The organism is Pseudorhodoplanes sinuspersici (genome assembly GCF_002119765.1).
Taxonomy (GTDB): domain Bacteria; phylum Pseudomonadota; class Alphaproteobacteria; order Rhizobiales; family Xanthobacteraceae; genus Pseudorhodoplanes; species Pseudorhodoplanes sinuspersici.
Window position 1 is genome coordinate 5,054,810 of sequence record NZ_CP021112.1, and the last position, 18,686, is coordinate 5,073,495.

Consider the following 18,686-nt stretch of genomic DNA (forward strand, 5'->3'; position numbering starts at 1 on the left):
CTCTTTAGGAGGTGAATTCGTTAACCGCGTTATGTCGCGCGGGAGCAGGTTTGATCCGCCGCCACAGCGTACCGCGCTCGCCGTCGGCGGCCGGCTGGTAGAACACGCTGTAACGGTGAATCGCATCGATGAAGGCTTGGGCGTCTCCGGGCTTTTTCACCTCAAAGGCATCGAAGCCGGAGCGGTGCAAAAACAGGAATTGATCGCGCAGAACATCGCCGGTCGCGCGCAACTCACCGCGAAAGCGGTAACGCTCTCGCAACAGGCGAGCCTGGGTGTAAGCGCGGCCGTCGCGGAAGGTTGGAAACACCAAAGCCACCAGCGACAGCTTGTCCAGCCAGGGCGCCAGTTCGCCGATGTCGCGATCGTTCCGCCAGATCACGCCGGTCTGCCCTGAGCGCCCGGCGAGGTCCTGCGCGTCGGCGAGAAAACGCGCTGCCGGCAACAGCACTGCGCCCTGCTCTGGCACCGGCGCATCGTCGAGAGCGCGCAAGTAAGGATCGTCGATCTCGGCGGCGTTCTTAATGAGTGGCATAGACCCGCTCCTTGAAAGGCTCAATGCCGACCCGCTTGACGGTGTCGATGAATAATTCGTCCGGACGTACGCGCAATTCGATATAGGCAGCAACGACGTCCTCGATCACATCGGCCACCTGCTCGTAAGGTACGGCGGGTCCGAGCAAGCTACCCAGTTCGGCGTGCTCGTCGGCGCGCCCGCCCAGCGTGATCTGGTAGAATTCCTGACCGTTCTTCTCGACGCCGAGAATGCCGATATGCCCGACATGGTGGTGTCCGCAGGCATTGATGCAGCCAGAGATATTGATGTGCAGCCGGCCGATATTGTGCGCGGACTCGAGACTGCGAAACCGCCGCGTCAGTTCCTGCGCCACCGGAATGGATCGCGTATTAGCGAGGCTGCAATAATCGAGACCGGGACATGCGATGATGTCGGACACCAGGCCGACATTCGGCGTGGCAACGCCAATAGCGTCGAGCACCGTCCATAAGGCGGGCAGATCGCGCTGCGCGACATGCGGCAGCACCAGATTCTGCTCATGGCCGACACGGATTTCGCCAAACGAATAGCGTTCCGCGAGATCGGCGATCCGATCCATCTGATCGGCGGTGGCGTCTCCGGGCGGTGCCCCTTCTGGCTTGAGCGACAGGGTTACGATTGCATAGCCCGGCACCTTGTGCGGAGCGACACTGTTGCGGAACCAGGTGTCGAAACGCCGATCGGACGCCCTCGCCGTCTGTAAGGACGCAGGCTCATCCGTCAGGGTCTCATAATCGGGATAGGTGAACCGCGATGCGATATCGGCAACCACAGCTTCATCCAGCGCCAGAGCGCCGTCCTTGATCGCCCGCCATTCCTCCTCGACTTCGGCGGCGAACTTTTCCGCGCCGAGTTCGTGCACAAGGATCTTGATGCGCGCCTTGTAAATATTGTCACGGCGTCCGTACTGATTGTAGACGCGCAGAACGGCCTCGATGTAACTCAACAGATCGCGCTTGTGCAGGAACGGCTTGATCGTCTTCCCGACGAAAGGCGTGCGCCCGAGTCCGCCACCGACGACCACCTCAAAGCCCGTCTCGCCCGCTCCGTTCCGGTGCATCCGCAAGCCGATATCATGCACACGGATGGCGGCACGGTCATGATCGGCCGCCGTCACCGCGATCTTGAACTTGCGCGGCAGGAACGAGAATTCCGGATGCATGGTCGAATGCTGCCGGAGAATTTCGGCATAGATGCGCGGATCCTCGATCTCGTCGCGGGCAACGCCCGCCCATTGGTCGCTGGTGATATTGCGGATGCAATTGCCGCTCGTCTGCATCGCATGCAGGCCGGTTTCGGCCAGCGCCGCCAGCGTCTCCGGCATCTCTTCGAGCTTGATCCAGTTGAACTGAATGTTCTGGCGCGTGGTGAAATGGCCGTAGCCGCGGTCATAGCGGCGGGCGATATGCGCCAGCGTGCGCAATTGCGGCGACGACAACGTGCCGTACGGAACGGCAATCCGCAGCATGTAAGCATGCAACTGCAAATAGACGCCGTTCATCAGCCGCAGCGGCTTGAACTCCTCCTCTGTCAATTGACCTGACAATCGCCGCGCCACCTGATCGCGGAATTCCGCGACCCGTTCGGCCACCAGCGTGCGATCGAAATCGTCGTAATGGTACATGGCTAGCGCGCCTCTGAACCAGGCAATGCGAAGGTCGGACCCGCCACGCGGATGCGTTCACGCAAGTTGCCGGGTTTGATGCTGCCCGCTTCCACGATCACCGGCGCCACATAGGCACTGACCGCATCGATGTCGCTGGCATTGGCCTCGCTGAGCAGTTGCGTGGCGCGGTCGGCCAGCGTCGTCACCTCGGCGTCGTTCAGTTGCGTCGACCAGCCGCCATCCATCGTCAGATAGACCACGGCACCGTCGCCAAGCCGGTTGCCGGTGATGACAACCGGTCCCTTGATTTTGAGCTTTTGCTGTTGTGGCGCAGTCATTCAGCGGCCTCCAGCAATTCGACCGCCTCTTTCCACACCTGCGAATGTGCAACCACGTCGCCGACAACAATCAGCGCCGGTCCATCGCCGACCGAGGCCGCGAGCATCGGCAATTGCGACAGCGTGCCGGTGATGCTGCGGGAATCAGGCCGGGTGCCGCGCGCCAGTACCGCAACCGGCGTGTTAGGATCGCGACCCGCCGCGATCAGGCCACTTTTGACAGCCGATGCAGCGGTGAGGCCCATATAGATCGCCACCGTCGTTGTTCGATCGGCCAAGCCTGACCAGTCGATGTTGTCAGCCCCCTCCGCCGTATTGGCTGTCACGATCGACAAGCGCGTCGCCTCCTTGCGGAGCGTCAGCGGCAGACCGGCTTCGGCGGCGCAGCCGAGCGCCGCCGTGATGCCGGGCACGATCGTCACCGCGATGCCGGCGGCTTCGAGCACTTCACGCTCTTCGCCACCGCGTCCGAAGATAAAGGGATCGCCGCCCTTCAGCCGCACCACATTCAAACCGGCTTTCGCCGCTTCGATCAGGCGGCGGTTGATCTCGGATTGGCCAATGCCAGGATGGCCTTTGCGCTTGCCGACGAAGACCTGCTCGGCATCGCGACGAATGCGGCCGAGAATCGCAGGCGACACCAGATCGTCGTAGAAGACGATGTCAGATGACTGCAGCGCATGAAGCGCTTTCAGGGTCAGCAAGTCCGGATCGCCCGGCCCGGCGCCGACGATAGAGACGTGCCCCTGTGCGGGCCGGTCCGTTCCTGCTCTGTCAATCTCGATGATCAGCGCGGCCTCGGCCTTGGCTGTCCTTCCTGCAAGGAATTGTGCGCCAATCGGCCCGTCAATGACGCGCTCCCAAAACCGCCGCGTGGAGAAGCCGCGATGGCGAAGCGCCGCAAGTCTCTCCCGATAACGCCCCATCATGGAGGCGAACTCACCGATCCGCTCCGGCAAGATCTCTTCGATCTTCTCGCGCAGGCGGCGCGCCAGAACCGGCGATGCGCCGCCCGTGCCAACGGCAACAACGACATCGCCGCGATCGACAATGGCGGGAAAGATGAAGGTGGACAGATCCGGCCGATCGACAATGTTGACCGGAAGATTCATCGATCGTGCCCGCGATGCGAGTCGCTCGTCGATCTCTTTTCCAGCGGATGCGACGAGGGCGACAGCACCGAGGAAATCTTCATCGGCAGGCAAACCGATTTTCGTCTCGGCGCCATCTGCGCCTTCGATGTCATCGCCCGACAGCACATGCCAGCGAATGTCCGCACCTGCGGCTTGCAGAATCCGCAGCTTGGCGAGGGCCTGCGGTCCTGAGCCGACCAGGATCACGGGGCCTGTTGTGAGATCGAAAAACAGCGGCAGGAAACGCATGTTCGCTTGGCCTTAAACGCTTGTCATCATTCCGCAATATGGCATTTGCGCTGTAAAATGTTCTGCCGAATGCATGCATGACCGTGGAAGATGCTCATCGCCTTCGCGCAAAATACAAATGTTCTATTCTGATTGAGGACTGTTGCAGGACGCAGCGGCAATTCGGGATCTCTGTTCAGAGGTCCGGGCATTCCTCATGGTGAATACCGCTCAAGTGAAAAGCCCCGGAGGAACCGGGGCGTTTCACATTCATGAAGACCGAAATTTATTGGTTGGGGCTCGATGGCCGTGTCGTTGTTGGGGGCGGCGTTGTCGTCCCCTGCCCCGTCGTCGTGGCTGGCGGGTTCTGGGCCGTCTGATCGCCACTGCGGTCGATAAAGCTGAGTGCAACAAGCAGCACCACGATGGCGGCGATGCCGCCGATGATCCAGTTCCAGTTGAAATCGCGGGCTGAGTTGTATCTCGCATCGCTCGGGTCGGGCCGGTTAGGGTCCATGCGGTTGGGATTGTAGTCGGACATGATGGTCTCCTTGGTGGATCTCCTTAATGGATATCCCTGGCTCAGGAGCGGGCTGGCCGGACGCGCCCACTGGGAGACAACCGTGCAATTCTGTCTTTGTTCCGGTGCATTCCGCGGAGATTTCAGCTTCAACTTCTGTTCGAAGCCGTTTAGATCACGCAGGAAATCGGTGGAGCGCGGCTTGCGAATTCTGGTGGCCGGATTGTTCTTGGCGTTCGCCGTTGGCACGGCCGCTGCAGAGACTTGGCCGGCGCCTCAAACCACGATGTTCAAGCCGGATTGGGAAGCTGCTCGTGCGGCTGTTCCTGCACTGCCGCGGAAGGCGGAATCCACTGACCGTTTGGCCGAGCTAACCCAAATCGTCTCGGGCGTTTTTCCCGCGCTGGCCAATAGTCCTGTTCCCGTGCTGCTGCCCTTCCCCGTCGCCGACTATGCACGCGATCATGCAGCCGGCAGCTCCACTGATGGTGACTATTCGGAATTCAAACCGACCAAATTCTTTCTTGCCGGGCCGACCGGCTATGACGCGGCGTTTTCCGTTCGCACGCGTGACGTTGCGGACTTCGCCGACATCAACTTCAGGGATCCCGTCGTCGTGCAGATTTCCGGCTTCAACATGCTGTACGATTTGCCACCCGCCAAGGGCGTAATCGTGCAGAAACCCGGCGAAATCGAAAGGGATTCTCCCGGAATCAGGCGGCAAATCCTCGAAAGCACGCTGCGTTACAGCTTTGAGCGGTTCGGTGTGCCGTATGTCATCTCGATCCAGTGCTTCGATGGTCCACAGCGGCGCAACCGGCTGTCCTGCCGCAACGCCGATCGCATCGCCGGCCGTTTCCTTCGCGCATTACAACTCGTCGGCGGGAATCCCGACGCAGAGACGGACGCGCCCGCACCTGCCGTGATCCGCCCCGAGCAAAGTTCCAGCGTCTTCACCTATCATCGCGTCGGCGCATTGTTGCCTGGCACCGCGATGCGATCCAATACCGGTGATGCCGACAAGACGGTCTATGCGAGGATTCGCTTTCCGACGGCAGCTACCCCTGCCTATGTGAATTCGCAATCCTTCATGCATGGCGGCGACTGCAACCAGACCGGCCGGCGCCGCGTCTCACCGGGCTATCGCTGCCGCATTAATTCCAAGCCGCTGTTTCGCGATGAAAGCGCGCCGGAGAACTATTCCTATCCGTGGCGCGATAATTTTTGTGAAAACCGGCACTTCTTTGTCGGGCAATGCGCGGCGGGGCTTGGTCATCAGGGACAAGATATCCGCCCGGCATCCTGTGCGACAAAAGACACAAACAAGACCCGCTGCCAGCCGTATCGGCATGGCGTCGTGGCGGCGCGCGACGGCATGATCCTGCGCGAAGCCTGGAATGACTCCTTCTTCCTTGTGGTCAATGCGCCGGGCGAGCGCATTCGCTTTCGTCATCTGCACATGCATCCGCGCAAGCTCGACGACGACGGCATTGTCAGCGGCCATTTGGTCAAGGAAGGCGAGCCGCTCGGCATGATCGGCAATTACAATCGCCGCCCCGGATGGACGACAACACATCTGCATTTCGAGGTGCTGGTGCCGACACGCGACGGCTGGGTGCGTGTGAATCCCTATATGACACTGGTGGCTGCCTACGAGCAACTTATTCGCGCACGCGGCACCGAAATCAACGAGCCTCCATCGGACACGCCGGCAGACACGTCGATTGAAGGCGCGAGCGAAGCGATCGCCGCATCTGCCGCAGCACCCATAACTGCCAAGGACACGAACACCGCCAGATCAAAAACCAAAGCTGCACCGCGCACGAAGGTGAAGACAAAAAGCCACAAGGTTCGCAGCAAGGCACCACGCCGGATCGCGCATCCCGGCAAGATGCGGACCAAAAAGCGCCGTTAACCATCGGCGCAGCCCGATTGCAGCCAAGGTTGTCGTCGATAGGATACGCGCATGATTGACGCCTTCGATTCGCCCCTCACACGGCGCCGCATTCTGGAAACCGCAATTCTGTCGGCGGCCGCAGCCGGTTTGCCTGCGTCGTCGTTTGCGCAAACATCGTCGCAACGCTTTGAACAATGGGTTGTCGATTTTCGTCCACGCGCTCTTGCTCGCGGCATTTCCGGCGCGACCTATGACAGTGTCATGAATGGCCTGAAGCCGGACATGGGCGTGTTCGCGCTGCAGAGCGCACAACCGGAATTCAAGGAACAGCTCTGGCAGTATCTCAACCGTCGCGTTTCCGAATGGCGCATCGTTACCGGACGCGAACGCGCCAGAGAGTATGCGCCACTCTTCAACAAGCTCGAACAGGATTTCGGTGTTTCGCGCGGCATCCTGCTTGGCCTGTGGGGCATGGAGACGGCCTATGGCGATCCGGTCGTGCATCAGAACCACATGCGTCCGGTATTTCCATGTCTTGCTGCACTGGCCTGGGGCGAACCGCGCCGCCGCAAATATTGGGAAACCGAACTGATCAACGCGTTGAAGATCGTCGAACGCGGCTGGAGCAATCCGCGCGAGATGCGCGGCTCCTGGGCCGGTGCGATGGGACATACGCAATGGATGCCGGAAGTCTGGCTTAATATCGGCGCCGACTATGACGGCGATGGCCGCGCCAACCCGTTCGGCAAGCCGAACGATGCGCTGGCCGGGACCTGTCGTTATCTCCTGCAGCGCGGAGGCTATCAGCGCGGCGAGCCTTGGGGCTGCGAAGTGCGCGGCCAACCTTCGGGAAGCTCCCGCACCTACGCAGCCTGGCAGAAGGCCGGCGTCGTGCGCGCCGATGGCAAGCCCTACACCCTGCCGCACGCAAAGGCCAAAGGCTGGGTGCCGGTGCCGGGCGGCCCCTCCTTCCTGATCGGTGCCAATTTCAATGCGGTGAAGAGCTACAATCCCTCCATGAATTACGCTCTGGCGATCTGCCATCTCGGCGATCGCGTCACCGGCGGCGAGCCTTTTGTGCAGAGCTTTCCCGGCAGCGAACGCGCGCCAACCCTCGCCGAGGTGCAGGAAATCCAGAAGCGTCTGACGGCTCTTGGCTTCGATACCGCCGGCACAGACGGCCGTGTCGGTCTTGAGACCATGCGTGCCGTTCGCAACTTCCAGCGCAAGGCACAGATGGAGCCGGCAGACGGCTATGCCGGCGTCAAGCTGCTGGCGCGCTTGCGGCAGGCTTCCTGATTTTCAAGAGCCATCCTTCTACAGCGCATTATAACGCACGCAGCGACGACGGCAGTCGCGGCGAGATCAGATCGGCCTGACGCGACGTGATCCATTCGGTCAGGAAATCGACGAATAGTTTCACCTTGTGCGGCACTTCCGGCGCGCGCGGAAAAACAGCGACCAGCGGACGCGCGGCCACCTTGTAGCGCGGCAAGATCAGCACGAGGCGCCCGGCGGCAAGATCGTCCTGCACCACATAGCGCGGCAGCAATGCTATCCCGAGGCCTGCCAAGGCGGCCTTGCGCAGCGCCAGCGCGCTGTTGGACGTGAATGTGCCGCCAATTTTTGCGAACACGCGTCCGCGTGGACCTTCGAAAGGCCATTGGCGATCATTCGGCAAGGCCGTTTCGTGCAGCAGGCAGGACCGTGTGGAGAGATCGGACGGCGTCGATGGCTTGCCTTCACGCACAAGCAGCGCTGGCGCAGCGCACACAACCCAATCCATCGCCGCGATCGGCTGCTCGATCAAGGAGGCGTGCCGCGCCGGGGAGAATTGCAGCACAAGATCAAAGCCGCGCTTGCCGAAATCAGTGATCTTGAATGCGACATTTTCCAATACGAGTTGCACATGCAGCCGCGGATTCTCGCGTGCAAACGCGATGATCGCGTCGGAAAGATGCAATGCACCAAAGGATTTGGGCGCAGCAATGCGCAGCGTACCAGTCGGCTCGCTCGGAGCCTGCAGGATCGCCCGTTCCTGCCCTTCGATTTCCCGGAACAGCCGCTCGCAGAAATCGAGATACGAGCGTCCCTCGTCGGTCAGGCTCAGCGACCGTGTGGTGCGATTCAACAGCCTCACGCCGAGCCGCGCCTCGAGGCTGCCGACATGACGCGAGACCAATGCGCGCGACAGACCGAGTTGCTCCGCCGCAACGGTAAAGCTGCCGGACCGCGCGACGCGGACGAAAGTCTCCATACTGCGGAAACGGTCCATCGCAATTGTTCACTCATATGCAACAATGACGTTCGCATTTAGCGGCTTCTCATAGCGAATGTCAAAATGCTAGGCTGGCTGCCAATAACACCAGCCGGCTTGAAGCCAGCGACAAATAAAATAGCGGGATGGACGCCTTGAACGGATACGCGCGACACGCGCATTGGACATTTACATGAATAAACAGACGACACCGCAGTCGATGGCTGCTCAGGTGGAAACGCCTATTCCCGCGGGCGTGAATGCACCTGGCTTCGGCAGCGACGTTGTGGCGGAGACGTTGCGCGAACTCGACATCCCCTACGTCGCCCTCAATCCGGGCGCCAGCTATCGCGGACTGCACGATTCCCTCGTCAATTATCTCGGCAATGAAAAGCCGCAGATGCTGCTGTGTCTGCACGAGGAAAGCGCCGTCGCCATTGCACAGGGCTATGCGAAAGTGACTGGTCGCGCCATGGGCGCGATTGTGCATTCCAATGTCGGTCTGATGCACGCGACCATGGCGATCTTCAATGCGTGGTGCGATCGCATGCCGATCGTCATTCTCGGTGCGACCGGTCCGGTGGATGCTGCCAAGCGCCGCCCCTGGATCGACTGGATCCACACGGCGCGCGATCAGGGTGCGCTGGTGCGCGGCTATGTCAAATGGGACGACCAGCCTGCGTCCCCTGCTGCCGCGCGTGAGGCGCTGATCCGCGCATCGGTGCTGGCGAATGCTGCGCCGCAGGGCCCTGTCTATATCAATCTCGATGCCGAGATGCAGGAAGCCAGGCTGCCCGAGCCGCTGCCGCCGATCGATATCGCCCGCTACCAGCCGCGCATTTCGAGCGCACCTGACCCGGATATGGTGAAGGAAGCGGCGGCGCGTCTGCGCGATGCCAAGAGTCCCGTCATCATGGCTGGCCGTGCATCCCGCAGCATTGATGCGTGGAATGCCCGCGTCGCGCTGGCTGAAGCGCTGAACGCCAAGGTGCTGACCGACATCAAGATCGGCGCGTCCTTCCCCACCGATCATCCTTTGCATGTCGGAGCGCCCGGCAATCTTTTGCCGGATAACGACGGTCTTGCGGCATTGAGCGAAGCCGACGTCGTGCTCAGCTTCGACTGGATCGACCTCGGCGGTGCATTGAAGGCGGCGAAGTCGGATGCGTTCGTGATCTCCGCAACGCTCGATCACCATCTCCACAATGGCTGGAGCATGGATCATCAATCGCTGCCGCCGACGGACATGCTGATCTCGGCCGATCCCGATGCTGTGGCGATCGCGCTGTCGAAGGACATCGGCGCGCCCGCAAAGCCGGTCACGCTGCCGGCTGCGCCGCGCGCCATGACCCGGCCTGCTGCGAGTGAAAAGCTTACCGTCGAACACCTCGCCTATGCAGTACGCGAAGCTGTTGGCGCCAGAGACGTGGCGCTCACGCATCTGCCATTGTCGTGGAATGGTGCCTGGTGGCCTTTCCGCCATCCGCTCGATTATCTCGGTTCGGATGCCGGCGGCGGCATCGGCGGCGGACCCGGCATTTCGGTTGGCGCCGCACTGGCGTTGAAGGGATCTGGCCGGCTTCCTGTCGCGATCTGTGGCGATGGTGACTATCTCATGGGTGTCACCGCGCTCTGGACAGCGGCGCATTACCGCATTCCCCTGCTGATGGTGGTGGCCAACAATCGCTCCTTCTTCAATGACGAGTTGCATCAGGAGCGGGTCGCGCGGATGCGCAACCGCCCCGTCGAAAATCGCTGGATCGGCCAGCGCATTTCCGACCCCGATATCGATCTCGCATCGATGGCGCGTGCACAGGGCGCTCAAGGCTTCGGACCGGTGCATGGTGAAAAGGACCTGGCAGCAGCACTGCAATCGGCCATCGCTGCTGTCGAAGATGGTCATGTCGCGGTCGTCGATGTCCGGGTCGAACCGGGCTATGCTCCGGCCATGACAGCCATAATGACAAGAAAAGCCGACTGAGAGGGAACGATGTCCGTTACACCGATGACCGCTGCACGTCCCGCGGCTGCGACAAATGCCGATGGCATTCTTGTGGTCAAGGAGGTGACCAAGCGTTTCCCGACGCCGGACGGCACCGTTCTTGCCGTCGATGACGTATCGCTGTCGGTCCGTCAGGGCGAATTCCTGTCGGTGATCGGCCCATCTGGTTGCGGTAAGTCGACGTTGTTCAACGTCGTTGGCGGCCTGCTCACCGAATACGAAGGTAATGTCACGGTCAGCGGCGAACGCATCAAGGGACCGCATGCGTCCGTCGGTATGGTGTTTCAGGAAGAATCCACATTCCCCTGGCGCACGGTGATCGAGAATGTGGCCTTTCCGCTCGAGATCGAAGGCATGAGCAAGACGCAGCGCCACGAGAAGGCGCGGCATTTCATCAACATGGTCGGACTTGGCGGCTTCGAGAACCGCTATCCGAATGAATTGTCGGGCGGCATGCGTCAACGCGTCTCGCTCGCCCGTACCCTCGCATCCGAGCCAAAAATTCTTTTGATGGATGAGCCGTTCGCGGCGCTCGATGAACAAACGCGCCTTCTGCTCGGCGACAAGGTGCTGCAGATTCAGCAGGAGCTGAAGCAGACCACGATGCTCATCACCCACAACATCACCGAAGCGGTGCAGCTGTCCGATCGCATCATGGTGATGACCTACCGGCCCGGAAAGATTAAGCGCGTGGTCGATATCGATCTGCCGCGCCCTCGCACGTCCGAAGTCGTCGGCAGCGACGCCTTCGGCCATTACGTCGCGCAGATCTGGGCGGACCTGCGCGAAGAGGCGAGCCGTGGCATGAGCGATGATGAATCGCGGGCCCGCGCCACCGGAACGCGCCGCAAATGAGCACAGCGGCTTTCACACGCTCGCGCTTTGCGCCGGCACTGCTCGGTTTCGGCACGCTGGTCGCCTTCGTCGTATTGATGCAGGCGTTGATCTATTTTGGCGTGCTGAACCAGTTCATTGTGCCCTATCCGACCGACATCGCGCGCGCCTTCGAACGCGTGATCGTCGAAGAGCATGTCTTCGAACGCTTCCTGCTGACGCTGCAGGAATGCGTGTCCGCTGCCTTGCTGCTGGCCGTGTTCGGTATTTCCATCGGCACGATCCTGTACAAGGTCGATATCCTGCGCCGTGCCACGGAAACATGGGTCGCCGCTGCGGCGGCCGCACCGACCGTGCTGATGTATCCGCTGTTCCTCGTGATCTTCGGCCGCTCGGCCTGGACCATCATCATGATGGGCTTTGTCGCTGGTTTGCCGGCGGTGATCCTGAAGACGATCGAAGGCCTGTCGGGCACCAAGACCGTGCTGATGAATGTCGGCCGCAGCTTCAAGCTGACACCCTGGCAACTGTTCTGGAAGATCCAGTTTCCCTCGGCGCTGCCGACGATCTTCACCGGCTTCAAGCTTGGGTTGATCTTCGCGCTCATTAACGTGGTGGGCGTCGAATTCCTGATCAACTTCGGTGGGCTGGGCCAGCTCATCAACGACCTCGCCGAACGCTACGACCTCGCCGGCACCTATGCCGCGATCTGCTTCGTGATCCTGGTCAGCGTTCTTTTCTTCATTGTTGTGGAACGGATTGAGCGATGGCTGACGCGGGCCGCCTGAGACAAGCAGTGATCACGTCGCCGGTGCTGAGCCCGGTGACACTGGTCCGTATCGCGATCATCGCCGCCATTCTTGTTGGCTGGGAGGTGCTGGCGCAATCGGGCCTCCTTTATCGCGACGTCGTTCCGTCGCTGCTGGCCATCGGCAAAGCCATTTATGAGTTGCTGTCCGATCCGCAATATTACTGGAATCTCGGTGTGACCGCGGCCGAAGTCGGTGGCGCGCTCGCCATCGGCGGTATCAGCGCCGTTGTCGTCGGTCTCGTTCTTGGCGGCAACAAATTCCTGAGCCGCGCCTACGAGCCCTATCTCTATTATCTCGGCCCGACGCCCAAGATCATCTTCTTCCCGATCATGATCATGTGGTTCGGGGTCGGCCCGGCCTCCAAGGTGGCGCTCGGCACCCTCTCCTGCTTCTTCCCGATCGCGCTATCGGTTGCGGCCGGTATGCGGCAGATCGATCCGGTGCTGATCCGGGTCGGCCAAAGCTTCCGCGCCAATGCCTGGCAAATGGCAACGAAGGTGTATCTGCCGGCGATGCGTCACCCGATCATCAACGGCATCCGGCTGGGGCTCGGCGTCGCGCTGATCGGCACATTGCTGGCCGAGACCAAGCTGTCGAACAAGGGCATCGGCTTCCTGATCATCCAGGCTTACAGCTTGTTCGACATGCCGCGCATGTACGCGATGCTGATCGTTCTGTTTGTTATCGCGATCGGCGCCAACGCCATTATCGGACGCCTGGGCGGTCTCGACTCAATCAAACGATTTTAAAGAAACAAAACGGAGGATTTCGCGATGCGGACAATGACAGCGCTGCTTTATGCAGCGGCGTTCGCCGCGGCTGCGCTCGCGCAAACGGCGAGTGCAATGGCGCAAGACAAGTTGAAGCTTGCGATCGGTCAGCGCGGCAACTGGGACACCGCTATTTCGCACATCGGCGAGAAGGCCGGCATTTTCAAGAAGCACGGCATCGAACTCGAGATGACCTACACCTCCGGCAGCGGCGAGACGCTGCAGCCGGTGATTTCCAATAGCGTTGATATCGGATTAGCCATCGGCACCATGGGCGCGATCAGCGCGTATGGCAAAGGCGCGCCGGTTCGCGTCATCGGTGCGGAAGCGACGGGTGCTGCAGACTATTGGTACGCCAAGACGGATTCGGGCATCAAGACGCTGAAGGATACTAACGGCAAGACGATCGCCTTCTCCTCGCGCGGCTCTTCCACCAATTCGATCGTTCTCGCCTTCATCAACGAATTCAAACTGACAGCAAAGCCGCAGGCGACCGGCTCGCCGCCCTCGACGCTGACGGCTGTGATGACGGGCCAGGTCGATGTCGGCTGGGCCGCTCCTCCGTTCGGCCTGAAGGAGATGGACGAGGGAAAGATCAATCTCGTCGCCAAGGCAACGGATGCCAAAATCGTTGCCGGCCAGACCATCCGCGTCATCGCGGTCAATGCCGACACGCTGGCGAAAAAGCGCGATGCGCTGATCCGTTACCTGCAGGCCTATCGCGAAACGATCGATTACATGTATTCGAACGACCAGGCGATTAAGGATTATGCCGAATTCGCCAAGATCGACGAAAAGATGGCGCGACGCGTCCGCGACGATTTCTTCCCGCGCAGCATTGTCGAACCTGACCAGATCAAGGGCCTGGACACGCTATTGCCGGAAGCGGTGACGCTGAAATTCATCGACAAGGAATTGACGAAGGAACAGCTCACTGAATTGTTCCAGGTACCGCTGAAGAAGTAGCCGCTTCGTGATTCCGGGGCGCGACCGCAGGTCGCGAACCCGCAATCCAGTTTTTAAAAAGAGCCGGGAATGTCCAAGCTGAATCTTTCTATCGCGATTGGCGATTATGACCGCAACCGCCCGTTGATCGACGGCGCCGTGCAAATGGATGGTGTCGATCCCGTCTTCATGACCTTGTCGCCGGAGGAGATTTTCTTCCGCGCATTCCGCAATGCCGATTTCGACATCTGCGAATTGTCGCTGTCGAGTTCGACGGTGAAGATTGCGGACGGCAATTTCCCCTATGTCGGTATTCCAGCTTTTCTGTCGCGTTGCTTTCGCCACACCTCGCTTTATGTGCGCACCGACCGCATCAAGAAGCCGGAAGACCTGAAGGGCAAGCGCATCGGCCTGCCGGAATATCAGTTGACCGCTGTCGTCTGGGCGCGTGCATTGCTGGAAGATGAATTTGGCGTCAAACCGTCGGACGTGACGTGGGTACGTGGCGGTATTGCCGAGCCAGGACGGCCCGAGAAGATCAAGCTGAATCTACCGAAGAACGTGACGCTGGAAAACGCGCCGGACGGCAAAACGATTTCCGGCATGCTGGCGTCGGGCGAAATCGATGCTTTCATGGCGCCGCGCGCGCCGGCCCTGCCGCCGGATACACCGAATGTCGGCTGGCTGTTTCCCGATCCGGTTGAGGCGGCGAAGGATTATTACCGGCGCACCAAGATCTTCCCGATCATGCACATCGTCGGCGTGCGGCGCGAACTCGCGGAGAAGCATCCGTGGCTGCCGGCAGCGGCGCTGAAGGCGTTCGAGCAGTCGAAGGCCAAGGCAGTTGCGCATCTCAGCGAACCGTCGGCAACCAAGGTGACTCTGCCATTCGCCGAAGAGCGGGTAATGGAAGCCAAGGAGCTGATGGGCGAGGATTACTGGTCCTATGGTGTGCCGGCCAACCGGCATGTGCTGGAGACGTTCTTCCGCCACCACCATTCGCAGGGACTGTCGTCGAAGCTGGTGACGGTGGAGGACCTATTCCATCCGTCGACGCTGGAGAGCGTGAAGATCTGATCGGTCATTCCCGGGCGCTCGCAGCGCGGGCAAGTTTTCGCCCAGCGTCAACCGTGCGGTGAACCTGGTATCCATCGTCACCAAGCCAATTTATAGCACCGGCGTCTTAGCCAATACGGTCTGCCGGCGCTACATCGATTAGGCGCATCTGCACGCGCTCGTTGCCCTGCCAACGGTCGACCGACAATTGTCCGGCGGCATGAATTGCCTGTCCCCGTCCCTCGATCAGCGCGCGGCCAAGATCGGTATTCGCCGCGCGGAACGCGATGCCGTTCATGAAGGCCCCATCGGGCGCACGCAACCGCGCACGAATGTGGTGCTGGCCAACGACATCGGCGAAAGCAATAGTATGTGCCGGCAGCACAAAGACCGGATCGGGATTGCCGGCGCCGAAAGGCCCTGCTCGCATCACCGATGCGCAGAATTCAAGATTGGCTGCAGCGGCACTCAACGCGCCATCGATCAGCAGCGCGTCGTCGCGCCGCGCCTGTTCCACGGCTCCGGCGAGCGAGGATTCAAGATAGGCGCGAAACTCGGCCAGCCGTTCTTTGCGGAGCGTGACGCCTGCGGCCATCGCATGGCCTCCCCCCTTCACCAGCAAGCCGTCGGCGACCGCCTGACGGACTGCGCGACCGAGATCGACACCGGCAATCGAGCGGCCCGAACCCGTCCCGGTCCCGCCGGGCTCGAGCGCGATCGCAAAAGCCGGCCGCCCGAATTTCTCTTTCAGCCGCGCAGCCACAAGACCAACAATGCCCGGATGCCACCCTGTGGACGCTGTGACGACAACAGCGCCTTTCTCCTCAAGGCCAAGCGCAGCCAGCGCTTCGGCTTCGGCTTCCACGAGCATGTGCTGCTCCATCGCCTGCCGTTCGCGATTGAGACGATCGAGTTCGGCGGCGATGCGGCCTGCTTCGGTCGGATCTTCTTCCAGCAGAAGATTGGCGCCGAGATCGGCGCGGCCAATGCGGCCACCTGCGTTGATGCGCGGTCCAAGCAGGAATCCGAGGTGATACGGCTCCGGCGGCCCATCAAGTCTCGCCGCGTCCATCAGTGCTGTCAGACCGACATTTTCCCGCCGGCGCAGCGACACCAACCCTTTTGAGACGAACGCACGATTCAGCCCCTTCAGCGGCACGACATCAGCGATGGTGCCGAGCGCCACGAGATCGAGTGCCGACAACAGATCGGGTTCGCGCCGCGCGTCATTGAAGAAGCTGCGGCGTCGCAATTCGCGGTTCACGGCCACAAGCGTCATGAATACGAGGCCGACAGCCGCAAGATGGCCAAGTCCCGACAGATCGTCGAGCCGGTTCGGGTTCACCAGCGCTAAAGCTTGCGGCAATATTTCATCGCATTGATGATGGTCGATGACCACGACATCGAGGCCAAGCTTGTTCGCTTCGGCCAAAGGCTCGATTGACGTGGTGCCGCAATCGACGGTGATCAGCAACGTCGCACCGCGATGGGCGAGCGAACGGATCGCATCGACATTCGGGCCGTAGCCTTCGAACAAACGATCCGGAATATGAATGACAGGCGACAAACCACAATGCCGAAGGTAGCGCGCCATCAACGCCGACGAAGTCGCACCATCGACATCGTAATCGCCGAAGATCGCAACATTTTCGCCGCGCTGGATAGCATCAGCGATCCGCGCCGCCGCCTGAGGCATTGCCGTCAATGTATCGGGATCCGGCATCAGGCGTTTCACCGCCGGATCGAGATAGCTCTCTGCATCGGCGGCTTCGATGTCGCGCCCAGCGAGAATACGTGACAGCATCTCCGGCACACCGTGACGCTGCGCGATCGCCAGTGCCCGCGCACTGCCCCGCGCGTCGAGCCGGTCCCGCCATGCGCGGCCCCGCGCCGATGTCTCGACGCCGAGAAAGAAGCGCTGCTGCGCCTCCGGCACGGCCAAGGCTGTGGTTGGAACGGACATCGGCAATAATTCGTTGCTTACAGCTTATTCTGCCAAGTTGAAACACAAACCGCTCGTCCCCGCGAAGGCGGGGCCCAGAGGTGCTGGGTTCCCGCTTTCGCGGGAATGAGCGGAGAGAGTGTCAGATTCTAGAAGAGCTTGCGATATTGGATGAAACCGGAGCGAGCCGCCAGTTTATCATAGAGTGCGCGGGCGGTGTGATTGTCTTCCTTGGTCAGCCAGTAGACGCGGCTTGCGCCTTTCTGCCGTGCGGCCTGTTCCACGGCTTCGATCAGCGCACGCCCGGCGCCGAGGCCCCGCGCTTCCTCGGACACATACAAGTCCTGGAGATAGCAGTAATCGGCGATGGTCCAGCTGGAACGATGGAACAGGTAATGCACGATGCCGATCAGCCGCTCCTTATGGAACGCGCCCTGCACGAACATCGGCTCGTTGTCGTCATGCAGCCGCATCCACAGCACATCGGTCGTGTCGGGCGAGACCGATGACTCATAGAATGTGAGATAGGCCTGCCAGAACGGCTCCCAAGCCTCCCGCTCGTTCAGCCGCAGTGGTCGGATCACAAGATCACGCGGTGCGTCAGGCGGCGGCTTGCGCATGGATGCGAAGGAGTTCGGGAATTGTCGCCGGGTCTCTTCGGCCGAAGCCGCATTCGGTGCCGATGGCAAAATCGCGGGCGAATTTCTCGGCCGCAGCAAGACGCTTGCGCGTGCCTTCGATGCCATCGGTGTAGTGCACGAGTCCAAGGCACAATTGCGTTTCCGGTCGCAGTTTCAATTTCCTCAGCGGCTCGAAATAAGCGTCGTCGGAGCGATCGCGCGGCACCGGCATGTGAATCAATTCAACGGTACGGGTTGCGCCCGCCGACAAGCGGTTTGCCAGTTCGACCATATCGCCCATATCGGTGGGTTCGACGACATGGCGATGGCCTGCATCGCCGTAGCAGAAGTGATACAATAGATCGATATCCCTCGGCACATGGTTGCCAAGGTCGAGCAGAATGCGGCTGAACGTATCCTGCATCTCCTCTTTGGTGCGGCCATAGGTCGATACATCCCCACGCTCCAGCCGCGCAAACACCGCCGACGCAACGTCGAGCTGGATCGCAAGCTGATCGTGCGGGATCGCCGCCGCGAGCTTGTCGATCTCGCGTTTCACTGCGGCGTTGTAGAGAGGATCGATCGCGGCATGCAGATCCTCCTCGACAAACAGCCAGATCACCGAATGCGCCGGAACGAGATCGACCTGGAATTTCGTGTCCGCCGCAATCTTCCCCTGCTCTTTCAGCGCCGCAAAAGTGCGATACGATTCAATCGCGACATCGGCATAGAACAAATTGTTGAATTGGGCATCGTGCAGCGACACATCCGGTTTCAGCCGATAACGCCGTGACAGACCGCTGGTGGCGTGAAGCCGGAAATCCTTGTCCGAGCGCTCGAATGCCGGATGTTCTGCAAACAATTTTTCCTGCCAGAAGACCCAGTTGATCCGATCGCCGGTCTCGCCGTCCGGAATGCGTTTCACCCGCGGGCCGAGAGCGGCGCTGACCGTTTCGAAGACCTCGCGCGCATTGGCAAGAGGGACACTGCCGACGAGATAGACGTCACGAGACATCGTTTTCCTCCTGCGGTCGATCAGCGTTATTATCGGAGGCGATTATCGCGCGGAGTTTTCAATCTGCAAGGTGGCGCAGGCACCAACCCGCCATGCGATACGAAATTTAACGATTGCCTTGAGTGTGGCGCTGTCGGCACCGCGTGGGATCTGCC

Annotated in this window: 17 protein-coding genes; 8 read left to right on the forward strand and 9 right to left on the reverse strand. The window is 60.8% G+C overall.

Annotation, left to right across the window (positions count from 1 at the left end; genetic code table 11):
- Nucleotides 1-4 precede the first annotated feature (4 nt).
- The 5 genes from CAK95_RS24690 to CAK95_RS24710 form a co-directional block, all read right to left on the reverse strand.
- Complete coding sequence (locus CAK95_RS24690; protein WP_086090328.1) at nt 5-535, reverse strand: DUF934 domain-containing protein; 531 nt, start codon at nt 533-535, stop codon at nt 5-7.
- Nucleotides 522-2,180: a nitrite/sulfite reductase gene (locus tag CAK95_RS24695; protein ID WP_086090329.1), complete on the reverse strand. Its 1,659-nt coding sequence runs from the start codon at nt 2,178-2,180 to the stop codon at nt 522-524. The genes CAK95_RS24690 and CAK95_RS24695 overlap by 14 nt, the downstream gene beginning before the upstream one ends.
- A gap of 2 nt (nt 2,181-2,182) precedes the next feature.
- Nucleotides 2,183-2,500, reverse strand: coding sequence for a DUF2849 domain-containing protein (locus CAK95_RS24700; RefSeq protein WP_086090330.1), 318 nt, complete (start codon nt 2,498-2,500; stop codon nt 2,183-2,185).
- The gene (gene cysG, locus CAK95_RS24705) at nt 2,497-3,882 is read right to left on the reverse strand and encodes a siroheme synthase CysG (protein ID WP_086090331.1); all 1,386 of its coding nucleotides are present in this window, start codon (nt 3,880-3,882) and stop codon (nt 2,497-2,499) included. Before cysG ends, CAK95_RS24700 begins: the two co-directional genes overlap by 4 nt.
- Nucleotides 3,883-4,147: 265 nt before the next feature.
- Entirely contained in the window at nt 4,148-4,402 is a 255-nt protein-coding gene (locus CAK95_RS24710; protein ID WP_086090332.1) for a hypothetical protein, read from the reverse strand.
- Between the two features lie 181 nt (nt 4,403-4,583).
- On the opposite strand from CAK95_RS24710, the gene CAK95_RS24715 reads away from it, so the two are divergent.
- The gene (locus tag CAK95_RS24715) at nt 4,584-6,296 is read left to right on the forward strand and encodes a M23 family metallopeptidase (protein WP_157699736.1); all 1,713 of its coding nucleotides are present in this window, start codon (nt 4,584-4,586) and stop codon (nt 6,294-6,296) included.
- A gap of 51 nt (nt 6,297-6,347) precedes the next feature.
- The gene (locus tag CAK95_RS24720; protein WP_425349635.1) at nt 6,348-7,577 is read left to right on the forward strand and encodes a lytic murein transglycosylase; all 1,230 of its coding nucleotides are present in this window, start codon (nt 6,348-6,350) and stop codon (nt 7,575-7,577) included.
- Nucleotides 7,578-7,605: 28 nt separating this feature from the next.
- On the opposite strand, the gene CAK95_RS24725 is transcribed toward CAK95_RS24720, so the two are convergent.
- Nucleotides 7,606-8,553 carry a LysR family transcriptional regulator gene (locus CAK95_RS24725; protein WP_086090334.1) on the reverse strand — a complete coding sequence of 316 codons (948 nt, stop codon included), beginning with the start codon at nt 8,551-8,553 and terminating at the stop codon, nt 7,606-7,608.
- Between the two features lie 175 nt (nt 8,554-8,728).
- Here CAK95_RS24725 and CAK95_RS24730 point away from each other — a divergent pair, with 175 nt between their 5' ends.
- The 6 genes from CAK95_RS24730 (at nt 8,729) to CAK95_RS24755 (ending at nt 14,975) form a co-directional block, all read left to right on the forward strand.
- Nucleotides 8,729-10,516, forward strand: a complete 1,788-nt coding sequence (locus CAK95_RS24730) for a thiamine pyrophosphate-binding protein (protein ID WP_086090335.1) — start codon at nt 8,729-8,731, stop codon at nt 10,514-10,516.
- Between the two features lie 9 nt (nt 10,517-10,525).
- Complete coding sequence (locus CAK95_RS24735) at nt 10,526-11,392, forward strand: ABC transporter ATP-binding protein (RefSeq protein WP_086090336.1); 867 nt, start codon at nt 10,526-10,528, stop codon at nt 11,390-11,392.
- Nucleotides 11,389-12,159 carry an ABC transporter permease gene (locus CAK95_RS24740; RefSeq protein WP_086090337.1) on the forward strand — a complete coding sequence of 257 codons (771 nt, stop codon included), beginning with the start codon at nt 11,389-11,391 and terminating at the stop codon, nt 12,157-12,159. Before CAK95_RS24735 ends, CAK95_RS24740 begins: the two co-directional genes overlap by 4 nt.
- The gene (locus CAK95_RS24745) at nt 12,138-12,932 is read left to right on the forward strand and encodes an ABC transporter permease (protein WP_086090338.1); all 795 of its coding nucleotides are present in this window, start codon (nt 12,138-12,140) and stop codon (nt 12,930-12,932) included. The genes CAK95_RS24740 and CAK95_RS24745 overlap by 22 nt, the downstream gene beginning before the upstream one ends.
- A gap of 24 nt (nt 12,933-12,956) precedes the next feature.
- Nucleotides 12,957-13,919, forward strand: coding sequence for an ABC transporter substrate-binding protein (locus tag CAK95_RS24750; protein ID WP_086090339.1), 963 nt, complete (start codon nt 12,957-12,959; stop codon nt 13,917-13,919).
- 69 nt (nt 13,920-13,988) lie between these two features.
- Nucleotides 13,989-14,975 (forward strand): ABC transporter substrate-binding protein, encoded by a 987-nt coding sequence (locus tag CAK95_RS24755; protein ID WP_086090340.1) that lies wholly within the window; start codon nt 13,989-13,991, stop codon nt 14,973-14,975.
- 106 nt (nt 14,976-15,081) lie between these two features.
- Here the strand turns inward: CAK95_RS24755 and recJ are convergent, their stop codons facing one another.
- From recJ to CAK95_RS24770, 3 genes are all read right to left on the reverse strand, one after another.
- Nucleotides 15,082-16,917 (reverse strand): single-stranded-DNA-specific exonuclease RecJ, encoded by a 1,836-nt coding sequence (gene recJ / locus CAK95_RS24760; RefSeq protein ID WP_086090341.1) that lies wholly within the window; start codon nt 16,915-16,917, stop codon nt 15,082-15,084.
- 128 nt (nt 16,918-17,045) lie between these two features.
- On the reverse strand, nt 17,046-17,516 hold the full coding sequence (locus tag CAK95_RS24765; RefSeq protein ID WP_086090342.1) for a GNAT family N-acetyltransferase: 471 nt from the start codon (nt 17,514-17,516) through the stop codon (nt 17,046-17,048).
- Entirely contained in the window at nt 17,497-18,531 is a 1,035-nt protein-coding gene (locus tag CAK95_RS24770; protein ID WP_086090343.1) for a hypothetical protein, read from the reverse strand. Before CAK95_RS24770 ends, CAK95_RS24765 begins: the two co-directional genes overlap by 20 nt.
- Nucleotides 18,532-18,686: the final 155 nt, after the last annotated feature.